At 45.1% G+C, this 16,224-nt stretch carries 15 protein-coding genes and 1 other annotated feature; of the genes, 7 read left to right on the top strand and 8 right to left on the bottom strand.

Annotation, left to right across the window (positions count from 1 at the left end):
• The first annotated feature begins 21 nt into the window (after nucleotides 1-21).
• Both AC3CIA_RS10020 and AC3CIA_RS10015 read left to right on the top strand, forming a co-directional pair.
• Complete coding sequence (locus AC3CIA_RS10020) at nucleotides 22-501, top strand: TRAP transporter small permease (protein WP_004736522.1); 480 nt, start codon at nucleotides 22-24, stop codon at nucleotides 499-501.
• Nucleotides 502-522: 21 nt separating this feature from the next.
• Nucleotides 523-1,830, top strand: coding sequence for a TRAP transporter large permease (locus AC3CIA_RS10015; protein ID WP_488518070.1), 1,308 nt, complete (start codon nucleotides 523-525; stop codon nucleotides 1,828-1,830).
• Between the two features lie 102 nt (nucleotides 1,831-1,932).
• Here AC3CIA_RS10015 and AC3CIA_RS10010 read toward each other — a convergent pair whose 3' ends face one another.
• Nucleotides 1,933-3,252 carry a dicarboxylate/amino acid:cation symporter gene (locus AC3CIA_RS10010; RefSeq protein ID WP_422641388.1) on the bottom strand — a complete coding sequence of 440 codons (1,320 nt, stop codon included), beginning with the start codon at nucleotides 3,250-3,252 and terminating at the stop codon, nucleotides 1,933-1,935.
• A gap of 410 nt (nucleotides 3,253-3,662) precedes the next feature.
• Between AC3CIA_RS10010 and AC3CIA_RS10005 the strand changes: the two genes are divergently transcribed.
• Together AC3CIA_RS10005 and AC3CIA_RS10000 are read left to right on the top strand one after the other, a co-directional pair.
• Complete coding sequence (locus AC3CIA_RS10005; RefSeq protein WP_488518069.1) at nucleotides 3,663-5,069, top strand: NfeD family protein; 1,407 nt, start codon at nucleotides 3,663-3,665, stop codon at nucleotides 5,067-5,069.
• A gap of 69 nt (nucleotides 5,070-5,138) precedes the next feature.
• Nucleotides 5,139-5,936, top strand: coding sequence for a slipin family protein (locus AC3CIA_RS10000; RefSeq protein ID WP_065204854.1), 798 nt, complete (start codon nucleotides 5,139-5,141; stop codon nucleotides 5,934-5,936).
• Between the two features lie 116 nt (nucleotides 5,937-6,052).
• Here AC3CIA_RS10000 and trpA read toward each other — a convergent pair whose 3' ends face one another.
• The 7 genes from trpA to trpL2 form a co-directional block, all read right to left on the bottom strand.
• Entirely contained in the window at nucleotides 6,053-6,859 is an 807-nt protein-coding gene (gene trpA, locus AC3CIA_RS09995) for a tryptophan synthase subunit alpha (RefSeq protein ID WP_004729802.1), read from the bottom strand.
• On the bottom strand, nucleotides 6,859-8,049 hold the full coding sequence (gene trpB, locus AC3CIA_RS09990; RefSeq protein WP_010438034.1) for a tryptophan synthase subunit beta: 1,191 nt from the start codon (nucleotides 8,047-8,049) through the stop codon (nucleotides 6,859-6,861). Before trpB ends, trpA begins: the two co-directional genes overlap by 1 nt.
• A 167-nt stretch (nucleotides 8,050-8,216) precedes the next feature.
• The gene (gene trpCF, locus AC3CIA_RS09985) at nucleotides 8,217-9,668 is read right to left on the bottom strand and encodes a bifunctional indole-3-glycerol-phosphate synthase TrpC/phosphoribosylanthranilate isomerase TrpF (protein ID WP_488518068.1); all 1,452 of its coding nucleotides are present in this window, start codon (nucleotides 9,666-9,668) and stop codon (nucleotides 8,217-8,219) included.
• Between the two features lie 25 nt (nucleotides 9,669-9,693).
• On the bottom strand, nucleotides 9,694-10,689 hold the full coding sequence (gene trpD / locus AC3CIA_RS09980; protein WP_114633734.1) for an anthranilate phosphoribosyltransferase: 996 nt from the start codon (nucleotides 10,687-10,689) through the stop codon (nucleotides 9,694-9,696).
• Between the two features lie 9 nt (nucleotides 10,690-10,698).
• A complete protein-coding gene (locus tag AC3CIA_RS09975; RefSeq protein ID WP_054547339.1) occupies nucleotides 10,699-11,325 on the bottom strand; it encodes an aminodeoxychorismate/anthranilate synthase component II in 627 nt (208 codons plus the stop codon).
• A 2-nt stretch (nucleotides 11,326-11,327) separates the two neighbouring features.
• A complete protein-coding gene (locus AC3CIA_RS09970; protein WP_488518067.1) occupies nucleotides 11,328-12,917 on the bottom strand; it encodes an anthranilate synthase component 1 in 1,590 nt (529 codons plus the stop codon).
• Nucleotides 12,918-13,042: 125 nt separating this feature from the next.
• Nucleotides 13,043-13,157, bottom strand: a sequence feature (Trp leader region).
• Complete coding sequence (gene trpL2 / locus AC3CIA_RS09965; protein WP_009848753.1) at nucleotides 13,104-13,229, bottom strand: tryptophan operon leader peptide; 126 nt, start codon at nucleotides 13,227-13,229, stop codon at nucleotides 13,104-13,106. (Overlaps the previous feature by 54 nt.)
• Nucleotides 13,230-13,349: 120 nt before the next feature.
• Between trpL2 and rnm the strand changes: the two genes are divergently transcribed.
• The 3 genes from rnm to rluB all read left to right on the top strand — a co-directional run bounded on the left by rnm (nucleotide 13,350) and on the right by rluB (nucleotide 16,083).
• Entirely contained in the window at nucleotides 13,350-14,219 is an 870-nt protein-coding gene (gene rnm / locus AC3CIA_RS09960; RefSeq protein ID WP_054547341.1) for an RNase RNM, read from the top strand.
• 55 nt (nucleotides 14,220-14,274) lie between these two features.
• Nucleotides 14,275-14,895 (top strand): L-threonylcarbamoyladenylate synthase, encoded by a 621-nt coding sequence (locus AC3CIA_RS09955; protein ID WP_017076369.1) that lies wholly within the window; start codon nucleotides 14,275-14,277, stop codon nucleotides 14,893-14,895.
• A 159-nt stretch (nucleotides 14,896-15,054) separates the two neighbouring features.
• On the top strand, nucleotides 15,055-16,083 hold the full coding sequence (gene rluB / locus AC3CIA_RS09950) for a 23S rRNA pseudouridine(2605) synthase RluB (protein WP_004729784.1): 1,029 nt from the start codon (nucleotides 15,055-15,057) through the stop codon (nucleotides 16,081-16,083).
• The last annotated feature ends 141 nt before the right edge of the window (nucleotides 16,084-16,224 follow it).

The raw sequence follows: 16,224 nt of genomic DNA, 5'->3' as shown, positions 1-16,224 counted from the left end.
AATTTTTTGAGGTATCACACCATGTTAGCAACTTTCAGAAACCTACTTGATAGGCTGATTCTTTTTGTCTCTTCTTTTGCACTAATGTTACTTGTCGTTACTGTCACTTGGCAGGTCTTTAGTCGTTATGTTTTGAATGATCCAAGTAACTGGACTGATGAACTTGCTCGTTATGCGATGGTATGGCTTGGCTTATTAGGAGCAAGCTACTTATTCGGTATCAAAGGACACTTAGCAATAACGTTATTGGATGGTTATCTTAAGGGTAAAGCACATATCGCATTACATGTACTCATCAATATCATTTCTGGCGCATTTGTATTTCTAGCAATGCTTCAAGGTGGCATCGCCCTAATGGGAAGAACTACACAACAACTCTCTCCAGCACTGCAATTACCGATGTCGACGGTTTATTCAATATTGCCGATTTCAGCCGTTATTATCCTCATCTATTTGGTCATGAATACGTTTGATCTTTTTTGTGAACCCAACAAAAAGTAAGTTTTAAAAGGACTCTATATTATGGATTTGTCCATTGGTGTTTGGCTGCTAGGCCTATTCTTATTCATGATCGCGATTAGTATGCCCATTGCGATTGCAATTGCCATGTCATCTTTAACGATCATGTATTTCATCTTACCGTTTGAAGTCGCCAGTATTACTGCGGGTCAAAAAATTATTACCGGTATTGATAGTTTCAGTTTATTAGCCATCCCTTTCTTTATCCTTGCTGGGAATATAATGAATGTGGGTGGCATCGCGAGTCGGCTTATCAACCTTGCAAAGCTCTTGGTTGGTTGGATCCCGGGCTCACTTTTTCACGTCAACATCTTCGCCAATATGATGTTTGGCGCCGTTTCAGGATCAGCCGTTGCAGCAGCAGCAGCGGTTGGTAAAACCTTAGGCCCTGAATTAGAAAAAGATGGTTATGATAAAAACTTAGCAACAGCAGTAAACGTTGCATCTTGCCCGGCAGGCTTACTAATACCGCCGAGTAATTCATTGATCGTATTTTCAGTGGTATCGGGTGGAACATCCGTAGCGGCGCTGTTTATCGCAGGTTATGTCCCAGGTATTTTAATGGGTTTAAGTTGTATGGTCGTCGCCTATTTTATCGCTAAAAAGAAGGGCTACAAAACAAGTGCGAATGACGGCTTCACAGCAAAAGATGTGCTGAATATTGTTTGGCAAGCAACGCCAAGCTTAGGGCTTATTGTTGTTGTTATTGGCGGTATTATTGGTGGTATATTCACTGCAACAGAAGGAGCATGTATAGCGGTTCTTTACTCTTTTATATTGTCACTCTGTTACCGAACCCTCAAATGGGCGCACTTCCCGATAATTTGTAGAGAAACCGTTCAGGTCACTGGCATTATGCTGTTCTTGATTGGTGCTTCAACCATCATGTCATGGGCAATGGCTTTTACTGGTCTACCAACAATGATCAGCGATTGGATGCTCTCTATTTCAGATAATCCGATTATCATCTTTATTCTGATGAATCTGATTCTACTGATCGTGGGTATGTTTATGGACCTTACGCGAGCCGTATTGATCTTTACCCCTATCTTTATGCCGATTGCTGAGCATTTAGGCATGCATCCAATTCACTTTGCGATGATGATTATTTTCAACTTATGTATTGGCATTGCAACGCCACCCGTTGGTACGGCGCTATTTGTCGGTTGTAGTGTCAGTGGCTCCAAGATTGAGAATGTTATAAGAAGTATCATGCCGTTTTGTGCCGTATTGATCGTCACACTGTTGGCTATTACTTTTATTCCTGAAATTAGCTTGGCTCTACCTCGTGCGTTTGGATTAATCAATTAGCATTACAAGGGGCAGATTTACCGACTCAATATCGATCACCACCTAATAAAAAACCGCCTGTATGAAGGCGGTTTTTTTATCAATCAAAACTGAAGCTTAATATTACGCTTGCTGTTTTTGTAGCTCAGTTTCTTTCGCTTCGTCTTCAATTAGAGAATCAACGATTACTGCACATGCTGCATCACCAGTGATGTTCAGGGCAGTACGGATCATGTCGAAGATACGGTCTAGAGCGAACAACAGAGGTAGACCTTCGATAGGGATACCAGCTGCTAGAAGAACCGCAACCACTAGGAAAGAAGGACCTGGAACACCTGCTTGACCAACTGCGCCTAGAGTCGACGTTACGATGATAGCAACGTAAGCGCCCATAGACAGGTCGATGTTGAACAGCTGTGCGAAGAAGATAGCAACTAGGCCATAGTAAATTGCATTACCAGACATGTTGATCGTCGCACCAAGTGGCAGAACGAATGAAGCCGTAGAGTTGCGAACACCAAGTTCTTTCTCTACCGTTTCCATTGTTACTGGCAGTGTCGCCATTGAAGAGGCTGTTGATAGTGCAACCGCTTGAGGTTTCTTCATTGCCACTAGGAACTTCTTAGCTGAAGTCTTAGTGAAAATTTGAATCATCAGTGGGTAAGCCACAAAGCCGAAGATAAGAATCGCAGCAATGTAGACAATGAACAGCTTGAACACGACCATAAGTGCGCCAAAACCGAATGTACCGACTGCTTCTGCCATTAGGCCGAATACGCCAAGTGGTGCAATGATCATAACCTTGTTGATCATCCAAACCATAGAGTCAACAATCGCGTTTACGCCATTGATGATTGGGTCACGTTTTTCTTTCGCTTGTTTAGAAATCGCAATACCGAAGAATAAGCAGAAAACGAGAATTTGCAGAATGTTAGCTTCGTTCAGTGACTGGAAAACGTTGGTAGGGATCATGCCCGTGATGGTTGCCCAGAACGTTGGAAGTTCGCCTTTCGCAGCGTATTCAGAAGAGAACATACCTTCAACGCCAGAAACATCGATACCACGACCCGGTTCGAATACTTCACCCATTACAAGCGCTAGTGCTACAGCAAGTGCAGACGTTAGTGCAAAGTAACCCAGTGTAACCACACCAACTTTACCTGCTGATGAGCTATTACCTAGACCTGCAGCACCTGAAATTAGGGCAACTGCGACTAGAGGAATAACCAGCATCTTGATTAAATTGATGAAGATTGCGCCCAGTGGAGCGAACATTGTTGCGCTGTCACCCATCATTGCACCGACAGCGGTACCGATGATCATTGCAATAACGACTTGAACGCCGATGTTGCTTAGTAAACTCTTCTCTTTTAACACTTCCATAACCTCTGTGCTACTAAATATAAAAATCCCAGAACTACTCACCAATGTACGATGTACCATTGGATTAATATTTCGCGACGAGTTTTACACGTATCCTTTACATTTATCAATATGAGCAGAGGTGAAAGTCTCTGAAAAACTGGTGGTCTAATGTCATTTGTTGATTTTGCACAACAATGCAATCGTTTGCCTTGGTTTTTTATTGCGATGTTATTTGTTGAATTTATAAAAGACTTTTCGCTGGAGATTTTGTGAATGATTTACAAGCGCTGGTATTGAAAATATCTTGTTAACATTTTGATTTCATTTGCGAGTGTTTTTTGAACACCTATGTTGGGGTGAATCCACAGCTACGTATTGTGTGAAATTTAGCCTGAACTATGCTTAAGGTATCTATTTATTACCAAGATGTTACCTCTGCGCTTTAAATAAAACGTCTATCTAGCATCTCAGTTGTAAGGAGAGGGGCTATGACTTTTATATTAAAGTACTTGTTTGTGTTTCTTCTGTTGTTCAGCTCTGTGTTCGCTCAGGCCGATGATGTCTGGGTGATTGAGGTGAACGGAGGGATAGGTCCGGCGACCAGTGATTACCTCACTAGAGAAATAGAACAAGCTCACGATGAGCAAGCAAAGCTCATCATTTTGAAAATGAACACGCCTGGCGGGTTAGATTCGTCGATGCGTGACATTATTCGATCCATCACCACATCACCGATTCCGATAGCAACTTGGGTTGGGCCTGCGGGTTCACGAGCAGCGAGCGCCGGAACCTATATTTTACTTGCCAGCCACGTTGCTTCCATGGCGCCCGGAACTAATCTAGGTGCAGCAACTCCTGTGTCGCTCGGTGGTGGCAAAGCGCCTGCTAATCCGTTATCTCCTCAAGACGATGCTAATAAAGATGACAACACGTCAGCGAGTGAGCAAGACGAAACGAAACAGGAGAATTCAGATCAAGTAAAAGCCACCACTGCGATGGAGAAGAAAGTCATCAATGATGCTGCAGCCTACATTGTCAGTTTGGCTAAGTTACACAATCGCAATGAAGAATGGGCAGAAAAAGCGGTGCGAGAGGCAGCGAGTTTGGATTCTGAGAATGCGCTGACTCTTAACGTGATTGATTTTATTGCCAGTGACCTTCAGCAATTGGTTGAACTGAGTAACGGACGCACCGTCATAATCAACGGTGTCAGTCAGGAAGTCCAACTTAGTGATGTTGCTTTTGTCGAGCGAGAACAAGACTGGCGCTTTAGTTTGCTGTCAGTGATCACGAACCCGAACGTTGCATATATTTTGATGCTGATTGGTATCTACGGTTTGTTACTCGAATTCTATAATCCTGGAGTCGGCTTACCGGGTGTATTGGGCGGTATCTGTCTGTTATTGGCGATGTACTCCTTACAAATGCTGCCAGTGAGTTACGCGGGCCTTGCTTTAATCCTATTGGGAATTGCTTTGATGGTCGCAGAGGCCTTTAGCCCTAGCTTTGGTATTTTCGGTTTGGGTGGGGTTGCTGCGTTTACGTTGGGTTCAATCATGCTGATGGACACCGAAGTGCCTGGTTATCAAATCGCATTGCCGCTAATTATCGGGATCAGTTTGTTCTCTGTTGCCTTTATCGTCGTAACAATATCAATGCTAGTCCGAGTGAGAAACAAACCAGTGACTACGGGGATGGAAGCGGTAGTCGGTGACTCGGGCAAAGTTGTAAGCGGCTTCCCCGGTGCGGGGCGTGTGCTAGTCGAAGGTGAGATCTGGCAAGCCAAATGTGCGAGTGAATTGCAAGTGGGGCAGATCATCAGAGTGACCAAGCTGACGGGGCTATCTTTGGATGTTGAGGCGCTGACCGATGATACATCATCGAAACCTAGCTAGCGCGACATGCTAGTACAAACGTTATTGAATTATTAATTGCTTATCCATCGTTACCATTAGGGGGCGGTTATGTTTATACACACTATCGGTATTGTTATTGTGCTCGTTATCTTGTTGATAGCCAGCATGTTCAGAGTACTGCGCGAATATGAACGTGCAGTCGTGTTTTTCCTTGGGCGCTTTTACGGTGTTAAAGGGCCGGGGTTAATTATCATCATTCCTTTCATCCAACAAATTGTGCGAGTGGATCTACGAACTATCGTGTTGGATGTTCCAACACAAGATTTGATCACTCGGGACAATGTGTCGGTGAAGGTGAATGCCGTGGTCTATTTTCGAGTGCTCGATCCGAAGATGGCGATCAATAATGTAGAGAATTACCTCGAAGCGACCAGTCAACTGTCACAAACAACGCTGCGTTCAGTATTAGGACAGCATGAGTTGGATGAATTGCTGTCTGAACGAGAAGAGTTAAATAGAGACTTACAAGCGATACTGGATCAACACACGGATAACTGGGGGATCAAGATTGCCAATGTCGAGATCAAGCATGTTGATCTGGATGACAGTATGGTGCGAGCCCTTGCTAAACAAGCGGAAGCCGAACGTTCACGTCGAGCTAAGGTGATCCATGCAACAGGGGAACTAGAAGCATCAACCAAGCTGAAAGAGGCTGCAGAGGTTCTTAATCAAGCGCCCAATGCGATTCAGCTGCGTTACATGCAAACACTAACAGAAGTAGCGAATGAGCGAACTTCTACAATCATATTCCCAATGCCCATCGATCTGGTCGAGAAGATAACCGATCCGATCAAAGCGACACTCAATGAGGCTGCAATCAAGAAAGCGATGAAAGCCGATGACTAATTCGCTTAAATGAAGAGCAATAAAAAAGGCTCCACAACTGTGGAGCCTTTTACTATTTGAATCATCGGTCCTATTTCATGACCATTGATTACGAGTGTCTATTTAATGACCGTCGATTATTTCTGCGTAGCCGCTTTCATTGGCGTAACAAACTCCGCAAGTGCTTTAAGCATTGCTTCTGGTTGTTCAACGTTGTTTTCAATGATTTTCACAACGGCTGAGCCTGAGATCGCACCGGCAGCGCCAGCTACAATCGCTTCTTTCACTTGTTCAGGAGCTGAGATACCGAAACCAAGCAGTGCTGGTGGCGCGTCGAACTTGTTCAAGCGATCAAGCAGTGCCGTTACTGGCATGTTTGCTTTTGTTTCAGCACCTGTTACGCCTGAGCGAGAAAGTAGGTAAGTGTAGCCACCACCTAGCTCAGAAACTGATTGAAGCGTTTCATCGCTTGCAGTTGGTGGAGCAATAAAGATTGGGTGAACGCCAAACTTTTCAGCTGCAGCAACAAATTCACCGCTTTCATTGGTTGGTACATCAGCAATCAATACTGAATCGATACCTGCTTTTGCGCAGCGTTCGTAAAAATTTTCTATACCACGTGCGTAAACCAGGTTTGCGTACATCAGTAGGCCGATTGGTAGCTCTGGGTATTTAGCACGGATTTGACCAATAAGATCGAAGCACACATCTGGCGTTACTTTAGAATCTAAAGCACGAATGTTTGCGCCTTGGATAGTTGGACCATCAGCCAGTGGGTCAGAGAATGGAATACCAAGTTCAAGTGCGTCAGCACCGGCTTCCACTAGTGTTTCCATGATCTTCAATGATTGCTCTGGGTTAGGATCGCCAACCGTTACAAATGGTACAAATGCGCCTTGATTCTTTTCAGCTAAGCGAGTGAAGAGTGATTGATAGCGATCCATTATAATGCTCCTTTCTCTTTAAGAATGTCGTGTACAGAGAAAATGTCTTTGTCACCACGACCAGATAAGTTAACCACTAATAGCTGTTCTTTCTCTGGGTCGTCGTGAGCCATTTTTACAGCGTGAGCCACAGCATGAGATGACTCTAGTGCTGCGATAATACCTTCTTTACGTGCAATCAATTGGAACGCTTCAAGCGCTTCATCATCGGTCACGTTGTCGTATTCAGCACGGCCAATAGCATTTAGGTGCGCGTGTTGAGGACCAACTGATGGGAAATCTAGACCAGCAGAAACAGAGTAAGACTCTTCTACTTGGCCGTTCTCATCTTGCATCAATGGTGCTTTCATACCGAAGAAGATACCGGTTTTACCGTGCTTAAGCGGTGCGCCGTGTTGGTCGGTATCAATACCCTTACCAGCAGGCTCTACACCGATCAGGCGAACAGACTCTTCTTCAATGAAATCAGCGAACATACCGATAGCGTTTGAACCACCGCCAACACAAGCGATAACGGCATCAGGAAGGCGACCTTCACGAGCTAGAATTTGGTTTTTCGTTTCTTCACCAATCATGCGTTGGAAATCACGAACAATCGTTGGGAATGGGTGAGGACCCGCTGCAGTACCCAATAGGTAGTGCGCGTCTTCATAAGTTGCAGACCAGTCACGTAGTGCTTCATTACATGCGTCTTTTAGTGTTGAAGAGCCAGAATGAACAGGGATAACCTCTGCGCCCATTAGCTTCATGCGGAATACGTTCGGGCTTTGACGTTCAACGTCTTTTGCACCCATGTATACACGACACTTAAGACCTAGTAGAGCACACGCTAGAGCCGTTGCCACACCGTGTTGGCCTGCACCAGTTTCAGCGATGATTTCTTGCTTACCCATACGTTTTGCTAGCAGCGCTTGACCAAGTACTTGGTTTGTCTTGTGAGCACCGCCGTGAAGTAGATCTTCACGCTTTAGGTACAGTTTGGTTTTTGTACCTTTAGTCAGGTTGCGAGTAAGTGTTAGTGCCGTTGGACGACCCGCGTACTCTTGAAGAAGCGTCATGAATTCACTGCGGAACTCAGGATCTGCTTGTGCATCGATAAATGCTTGTTCCAGTTGGTCTAGTGCTGGCACTAGGATCTGCGGTACGTATTGACCACCGTATTCACCAAAGTAGGCATCGAGTTTAGCCATTGTGTTATTCCTTCAATTCTATCGATGTGTATTCACACCAAGTCATTTAATCTTGTTTAAGCTTCGCGAAGGCAAAGCTTACTAATTAGTTTTGAGATTCTGCTTTCTAGTTTCTAAGCTCTGGGCTCTAGATTTCAAGTTCTAGGTTTTAAATTCTAGAAACCGGACTAGTAATTACGAATCGCTGCAAAAGCACGTTGCAGTTTGTCTGCGTCTTTTTTACCTGGAGCCGATTCAACGCCAGAGTTTAGGTCTAGCCCTAAACAACCCAACTTAGCCGCTTGGTTAGCATTTTCTGGGTTTAGACCACCCGCTAACATGATTGCGTTTTGGTTGTTGATTAGGCTCCAATCGAACACTTGGCCTGTACCGCCAGTTTGAGAACCCACTTTAGTATCTAGCAGGTGACGAGTCACATTGCTTTGAAGTAATTCTGGTAGCACACTTTCAGCGCCGTTTTCAGTACTGCAAGCAACACCGTAAGCTTTCCAAATTTCAACATTTTCAGGTAGAGATTGTTTTAACTCATCGACAAACGCTTGAGATTCATCACCGTGCAGTTGCACCGCAAACAGACCGAGTTCAGAAACTGTGTTAGCAACGTCAGCAACACTATGATTTTGGAACACACCCACGTAGTTCAAAGGTGCGCCGCTCATGGTTAAACGAGCCGCTTCGATACCCACATGACGCTTAGATGCTTCAACGAAAATCAGACCACCGAATACTGCACCAGCTTGATACGCTTTCGCTGCATCATCAGAGTGAGTTAAACCACAGACCTTGTTTTCACCGAGCGTTACTTTGCGCACTGCGAGTTCAAGGTTCTTCTCTGCCATTAAAGAGCTGCCGATTAGGAAGCCGTCTGCAAATGTTGAAAGGTCACGAACTTGTTGATGCGTGTAGATGCCAGACTCTGAAATCACGACTGCTTCTGGAGCCAGTTCGCGAACCAGCGGAGCTAACTCTTTGGTACGGTTCAAATCAGTCGAAAGGTCACGTAGGTTACGGTTATTAATACCGATCACTTTTGCTTTTAAAGCGACAGCGCGATGAAGTTCTTCTTCGTTGCTGACTTCGGTTAGTACACCCATGTTGAGTGAGTGAGCGACTTCAGCAAGCGCTTTGTATTCTTCATCATCTAATACCGACAGCATCAGCAAGATTGCATCAGCTGAATAGTGACGAGCTAAGTAAACTTGGTAGCTATCGACCATGAAGTCTTTACACAAAATAGGTTGCTTAGCAATGCTACGAACCTTCGGCAAAAACTCAAAATCACCTTGGAAGTACTTCTCGTCTGTTAGTACTGAAATCGCATTTGCGTGGTTGTTGTACACCGATGCGATGTAGTCCAAATCAAACTCGTCGCGAATCAAACCTTTTGACGGAGATGCCTTCTTACATTCCGTGATGAAAACGGTTTGCTCGCCGCTTAGTGCATCATAGAAGCTACGATTTGTTGCGGTTAAGGCCGCTTTAAACTCGTCCAATGGCTGAGTCTGCTTACGCGTTTCAACCCACTGGTATTTGTCACGAACGATTTTCGCTAATACTTCTGCCATTTCTGCTTCTTTCATCGAAACGTGGGTCGACAGTTTATCGGTAGTCTGTGTCATGTTCTTTATCTCTACTCGTCGTTCGTTAGGCGTGTGCAGCAAGTTTTTGTACAAGCTCGTACGCTTTGCCAGAGTTCATCGCGTCAATAGCTTGTTGTGCGTTAGCTTTTAGATCTTCATGGCCAAATAGACGCATCAGCAGAGCAACGTTGACTGCCACAGCGCCAACTTGAGCATCTGTGCCTTTACCCGTCAGGATATCGGTTGTGATGGCTTTGTTCTCTTCTGGCTCGCCGCCCTTGATTGCTTCAAGAGGGTGAGTGTTCAGGCCAAAGTCTGACGGTGTCACTGTGTACTCGTGAATTTTGCCATCTTTAATTTCAGCAACGATTGTCTCGCCATGAATAGCCACTTCATCAAGGCCACTACCATGCACAACGGCAGCACGCTTCATGCCCATTTGCAGCATCGTCTCCGCGATAGGGCGGACGAGCTCTTTGCTGTAAACACCCATTAACTCGATGTTAGGGCGAGCAGGGTTAATCAGTGGGCCAAGGATGTTGAAGATAGTGCGTGTTTTCATTGTTTGACGAACAGGCATCGCGTGACGTACACCGACGTGATACTGCGGAGCAAATAGGAATGCAACGCCAAGCTCGTCGACTGCAGTACGAGTGTCTTCTGCTGTCATCGCTAGGTTAATACCGAACGAATCCAGTAAGTCAGAAGAGCCTGATTTGCTCGATACGCTGCGGTTGCCGTGCTTAGCTATTTTTAAACCACACGCTGCTGCTACAAATGCAGAAGTTGTAGAAATGTTGATGGTGTCATGACCGTCGCCACCTGTACCTACGATGTCTGCAAAATCGTAATCAGGACGTGGGAACGGGTTTGCATTGGCAAGCAGTGCTTTCGCTGCGCCAGCGATTTCATCCGGCGTTTCGCCTTTGATTTTCAGTGCAGTAAGCGCAGAAGCCATCAAAATTGGGTCTAGTTCGCCCTTGATGATCACATCAAACAGTTGTTGGCTTTCTTCTTGAGTAAGAGACTGTTGTTCGTAAAGTTTATTAATCTGTTCCATGATCGTTTCCTAGTTAGTCTTTTTATCAAGAGTAGAGCTTTTCTCTAGATTAAGAGGTTTCTCAAGAGCCCATTCGATAGCGTTCGCTAGAAGCGTTGCACCGTAGGTCGTCATAATCGATTCAGGGTGGAATTGGAATCCACAAACCTTGTCTTGTTCTTGAACTACAGACATCACCAAATCATCGACTTCAGCGGTCACCGTTAGGCTATCGGATACATGCGTTGCCACTAAAGAGTGGTAGCGAGCGATAGCCAGTGGCGAAGGTAAGCCTTGATAAGTCGCATGGTTTTGGTGTTCCATCATCGACACTTTACCATGAATGATTTCGCCAGCGCCTGCAACGGTGCCGCCGTAGGCTTCAACAATCGCTTGGTGGCCTAAGCAAATACCAATCATTGGCACTTTGCCTTTTAGCAGCTGAATCAGCTCAGGCATGCAGCCCGCATCCGCTGGAGCGCCAGGACCTGGTGAAAGCAGTGCAACAGGGTTGTCTAGTTCATTGATCGCCGCTTCAACCACCTTTGCAGGAATGTTGTTACGGTAAATTTTCACACTGTGACCTAATGAACGAAATTGGTCTACAAGGTTGTAAGTGAACGAGTCGAAGTTATCGATGAATACAATATCAGCCATGATTACGACTCCTTCTTATTTGTTAGGTTTTTAGTATGAGCTGCTTGAATCGCTGAGATGACCGCTTGAGCTTTGCCGCGAGTTTCATCTGCTTCTGCTTGTGGGTCTGAGTCGAACACCACGCCAGCACCCGCTTGTACTTGTGCTACGCCATCTTCAACGTAAGCAGAGCGAATCACGATACAAGTATCTAATGTGCCTTCACCGGTTAAGTAGCCCACTGCGCCACCGTAGCTACCACGACGTGTTTTTTCTACGTCACGGATAAGTTGCATTGCGCGGATTTTTGGCGCGCCCGTTAGCGTACCCATGTTCATACAAGCTTGGTAAGCGTGTAGGGCATCTAAGTCTTCACGTAGCTGACCAACAACACGAGAAACCAAGTGCATTACATGGCTGTAGCGGTCAACTTTCAACAAGTCTGCCACGTGGCGAGTACCTGCTTCGGCAATACGAGCCACATCGTTACGCGCTAGGTCGACCAGCATCATGTGCTCAGCGTTTTCTTTCTTGTCGGTACGCAGTTCAAGTTCGATACGGCTGTCTAGGTCGAAATCGATTTGGCCATTTGGGCGCTTACCACGACGACGAGTACCAGCAATTGGGTAAATTTCGATTTGGTTGGTTTTGGTTTCGTACTTCAGCGCGCTTTCTGGAGAAGCACCAAACAGAGTAAACAGCTCATCTTGCATGTAGAACATGTAAGGGCTTGGGTTACTTTGCTTGAGTTCTTTGTAAGCCGCCAGTGGAGCAGGGCAAGGCAGTGTGAAGCGGCGTGAAGGTACCACTTGGAATACATCGCCTTTTACTACGTATTCTTTTAAGTCACGAACCGTTTGGCAGAAGTCTTCATCTGAAACGCTTGGTACAGCTTCAACGTTGTCGAGCGGCGTTACTTCTGTGATGGCTTTCAATGACTGACATTGTGTTTGAATGTCAGCTAGACGTTCAGTTAACTGTGTTCTGATGTTTTCATCTTGAGTGAATAAGCTGGCGTGAAGCAGACCTTCGTTCTCTTGGTGATCGAAACGCAATAGTGTTTCAGCAACGTAGAAAACAAAGTCAGGGCAGTTGTTGGTCGCTTCTGCATCGCCTAGCGGTTCAAAGTTCGCCACGATGTCGTAAGCGAATAGGCCAGCCATGAATAACGCGTGCTTGTTATCAGCGTCTTGCTCAAAGCTGTGTTGAACCAAACGCAGTGCATCGAATGAAGAAGCTTCTCTTAAACGTGAGTCTTCATCTAATTCGTTGCTTGGCTCGACAAAAGTCAGCGTCAAAACGTTAGCGGTAAGGTCAGATTTGATCTCTGTTTTAACGTTTTGAGCTAGGTGTTCGATTAGCGCTTGACCATTTTGAGTCAACGCTTGAAAGGTTACTTCATGTCCGCGACATACGATGCGAACAGCAGAGTCGATAAGGAGTAGGCTTGTCAGGTTCTGTTTAGATTCAATCTCAGCAGATTCCAACAACAGACTGTCTGTTTTGTTTTCACACAGAGTATGAAAAACACTGGTTGGATCTTGCGAGTAAGGAACGGAAGAGTTGATGACCTCAATGGTTCCCAGCTTTTTGATTTCAATGGCCTTGTTCACAAGACCTCCTTTATGATTCTTTAAATTTCCTGCCGTACATAGTCGCATAAAGATACCTTTCACCCAATCTAGAATATGGTCAATTCGTTGATTTGTTAGTCAGTTGAATGTGAGATGTTCGACAAATTAAAAAGCCCGCTATGAAAGCGGGCTTAGTGATAACTTTTTTATAAACAAACTGTTTAATTAGAAGTACACGTTGGCCCACCAAGAACTTGTCCAAGTGCGCCACCAATTAAGCTCTGAACTTGCTTCTACTGAAGAAAGTTCTAAAACTTTATCTTTATGGTTTTGGTTAAATTCTTGTAACATAGTGAACCTATCAAATGTGATACTTCGTATTTGCGTACTAGTTAACTAGTTTTGCGCTTGCAGGTCAAGTGCGTTGACACAAATATAACGATAAAAATTGAAAACAATGAAAAAGAATATATGAGAATTGATCTACATAGTCATACAACAGCCTCAGATGGCCGACTTACTCCACCTGAACTGATTGACCGAGCGTTAGGCTTTAACATCGAAGCGTTAGCGATTACAGATCATGACACGACTGATGGGCTTGCTGAAGCTCGCAGCTATATTGCTGATAACAATCTTCCTATTCAGTTGATTAACGGCATCGAGATCTCAACCGTTTGGCAAAACAAAGATATCCATATTGTTGGGTTAAACGTCGATCCTGAATCACCAGAATTGAAAGCGTTAATAGAACAACAAAAGCTTCATCGTATTGGGCGTGCTGAGATGATTGCTCAACGACTCGAGAAAGCGACCCGTGAAGGCGTTTTGGAAGAAGTTAAGTTGATTGCTGGTGATGCACCAATTACTCGAGCGCACTTTGCGAAGTGGTTAGTCGACAACGGCTACGCGAAAACCATGCAGCAGGTGTTTAAAAAGTTTCTTACGCGCAACAATCCAGGCTATGTGCCGCCAACATGGTGCTCAATGAGTGATGCTGTAACGGCTATTCATGCGGCTGGTGGTCAAGCGGTATTGGCTCACCCTGCGCGATATGGACTTACAGCTAAGTGGGTTAAACGTCTGCTCGCTGCATTTGTTGAAGCAAATGGTGACGCTATGGAAGTGGCTCAACCTCAGCAAGCACAACAAGAAAGACGCACACTTGCGGATTATGCTATACAATACAAACTATTAGCCTCCCAAGGCAGTGACTTCCATTATCCATCTCCGTGGATGGAACTTGGACGTAATCTCTGGCTACCTTCTGGGGTCGAAGAAGTATGGAAAGATTGGGAGTTTCAAACGGTTTCACCAACTGATACTGATGACAGTATTTAGGTGAACCTGCTCCTTCTGATGATAGAGTCGAGAGATTCGATAACGAGGATCAACAATGAGCCAGTTTTTTTATGTACACCCAGATAACCCACAAGCGCGCTTAATTACTCAAGCTGTTGCGATTATTCGTAGTGGTGGTGTGGTGGTTTATCCAACAGATTCCGGTTATGCGCTGGGCTGTCAGCTTGAAAATAAACAAGCACTTGAACGCATCTGTAAAATTCGTCGAATCGATGATAAGCACAATTTCACCTTGTTATGCCGTGATCTTTCTGAGTTGTCACTGTATGCACGAGTTGATAACGTTGCTTTCCGTTTACTTAAGGCGCACACGCCCGGTGCTTACACGTTTATCTTTAAAGCAACCAAAGAAGTGCCGAAGCGTTTGATGAACGCGAAACGTAAAACGATTGGTATTCGTGTACCAGACAACAAGATTGCACTTGACCTGTTGGAAGCAATGGGCGAGCCATTGATGTCGACGTCTCTAATTCTTCCGGGTAACGAGACAACTGAATCGGATCCAGAAGAAATTCGCGACAGCCTAGAGCATGCGGTTGATGTCATTTTGAATGGCGGCTATCTAGGTGAGCAACCGACTACGGTTATTGACTTCAGTGACGATGATGCCGTTGTTTTACGTCGTGGTGCCGGCGATCCAGCGCCGTTTGAATAATAGCGTTACTGATTAACAGTCTGTAACGAAACAGCAAACCTGCCAGAGTAAATAACAAGTGCTTTTTGGCAGGTTATTTGCGATAATACGCGACCGCGATTTGGTCGCGAAAAATTCATTCGACGTCTGTGAAGACGACAATTAGGTAGAAAAGAGTAAATGAGCGAAAAATTACAGAAGGTTTTAGCGCGAGCTGGTCACGGTTCTCGTCGTGAACTAGAAGGTTTAATCAAATCTGGTCGTGTAAGTGTTAACGGTCAAGTTGCGAAATTGGGTGAGCGTCTTGAAGACGAGAACTCAGTGATCCGTATCGATGGCCACACAATTACAGGCAAGGCCTCTGAAGAAGTGGTTTGTCGTGTACTTGCTTACTACAAACCTGAAGGTGAGCTTTGTACTCGTCACGATCCTGAAGGTCGCCGTACTGTTTTCGATCGTCTACCTAAGATCCGTGGTTCTCGTTGGATTTCAGTTGGCCGTCTTGATGCAAACACATCGGGTCTTTTGCTTTTCACTACTGATGGTGAACTTGCAAACCGCCTAATGCACCCAAGCCGTCAGGTTGAGCGTGAGTACCTAGTACGTGTGTTTGGTGAAGTGACTGAGCAAAAAGTTAAAAACGTGACTCGTGGCGTTCAACTTGAAGATGGTATGGCTCGTTTCGAAGACGTGGTTTACGCTGGCGGTGAAGGTATGAACCATACTTTCTACGTAGCGATTAACGAAGGTCGTAACCGTGAGGTTCGTCGTCTTTGGGAATCACAAGAAACAACAGTAAGCCGCTTGAAGCGTGTACGTTACGGTGATATCTACCTTGATAAGAAACTGCCTCGTGGCGGTTGGAAAGAGCTAGATCTTCAAGAAGTAAACTACTTGCGTGAGCTTGTTGAACTTCAGCCAGAAAAAGAGACACTGTTGGATCTTGATCCTGCAAACACTTCTCGTAAGCGTGAGCGTTCTCGTAGCCAGAAAATTCGTCGTGCTGTTAAGCGTCACGAAGAGCGTGCAAATGCTCCTAAAGGCCGTAGTAACCAGACTAAGCGTAAGAAGCCTGCTACTCGCGGTACTACAACACCTGATTCAGGTCGTAGTGCTCCAGCGACCAATGGCAAACCTCAGGCTACCAAAAAGCCTAAATTGAACAACGGACGCCCGGCTAAACCGGCTAAGCCAAGATCACGTAAGTAATTACACCAGTAGTTGCTACAGTTCTTAAGCTTAAAGCTTAATCCAACGTTTCGAATACTAAAAAACCTGCTAACTTAGCAGGTTTTTTTTCGTCTTGAATATGGCGCAGTTCAAATCATGTGGAAGTGCTTACCAAGCAGA

The sequence above is a fragment of the Vibrio sp. QJM3NY_27 genome, assembly GCF_057785955.1.
The sequence above is the reverse complement of the archived record's forward strand: the minus strand, read 5'-3'. Positions and strand labels throughout refer to the sequence as shown.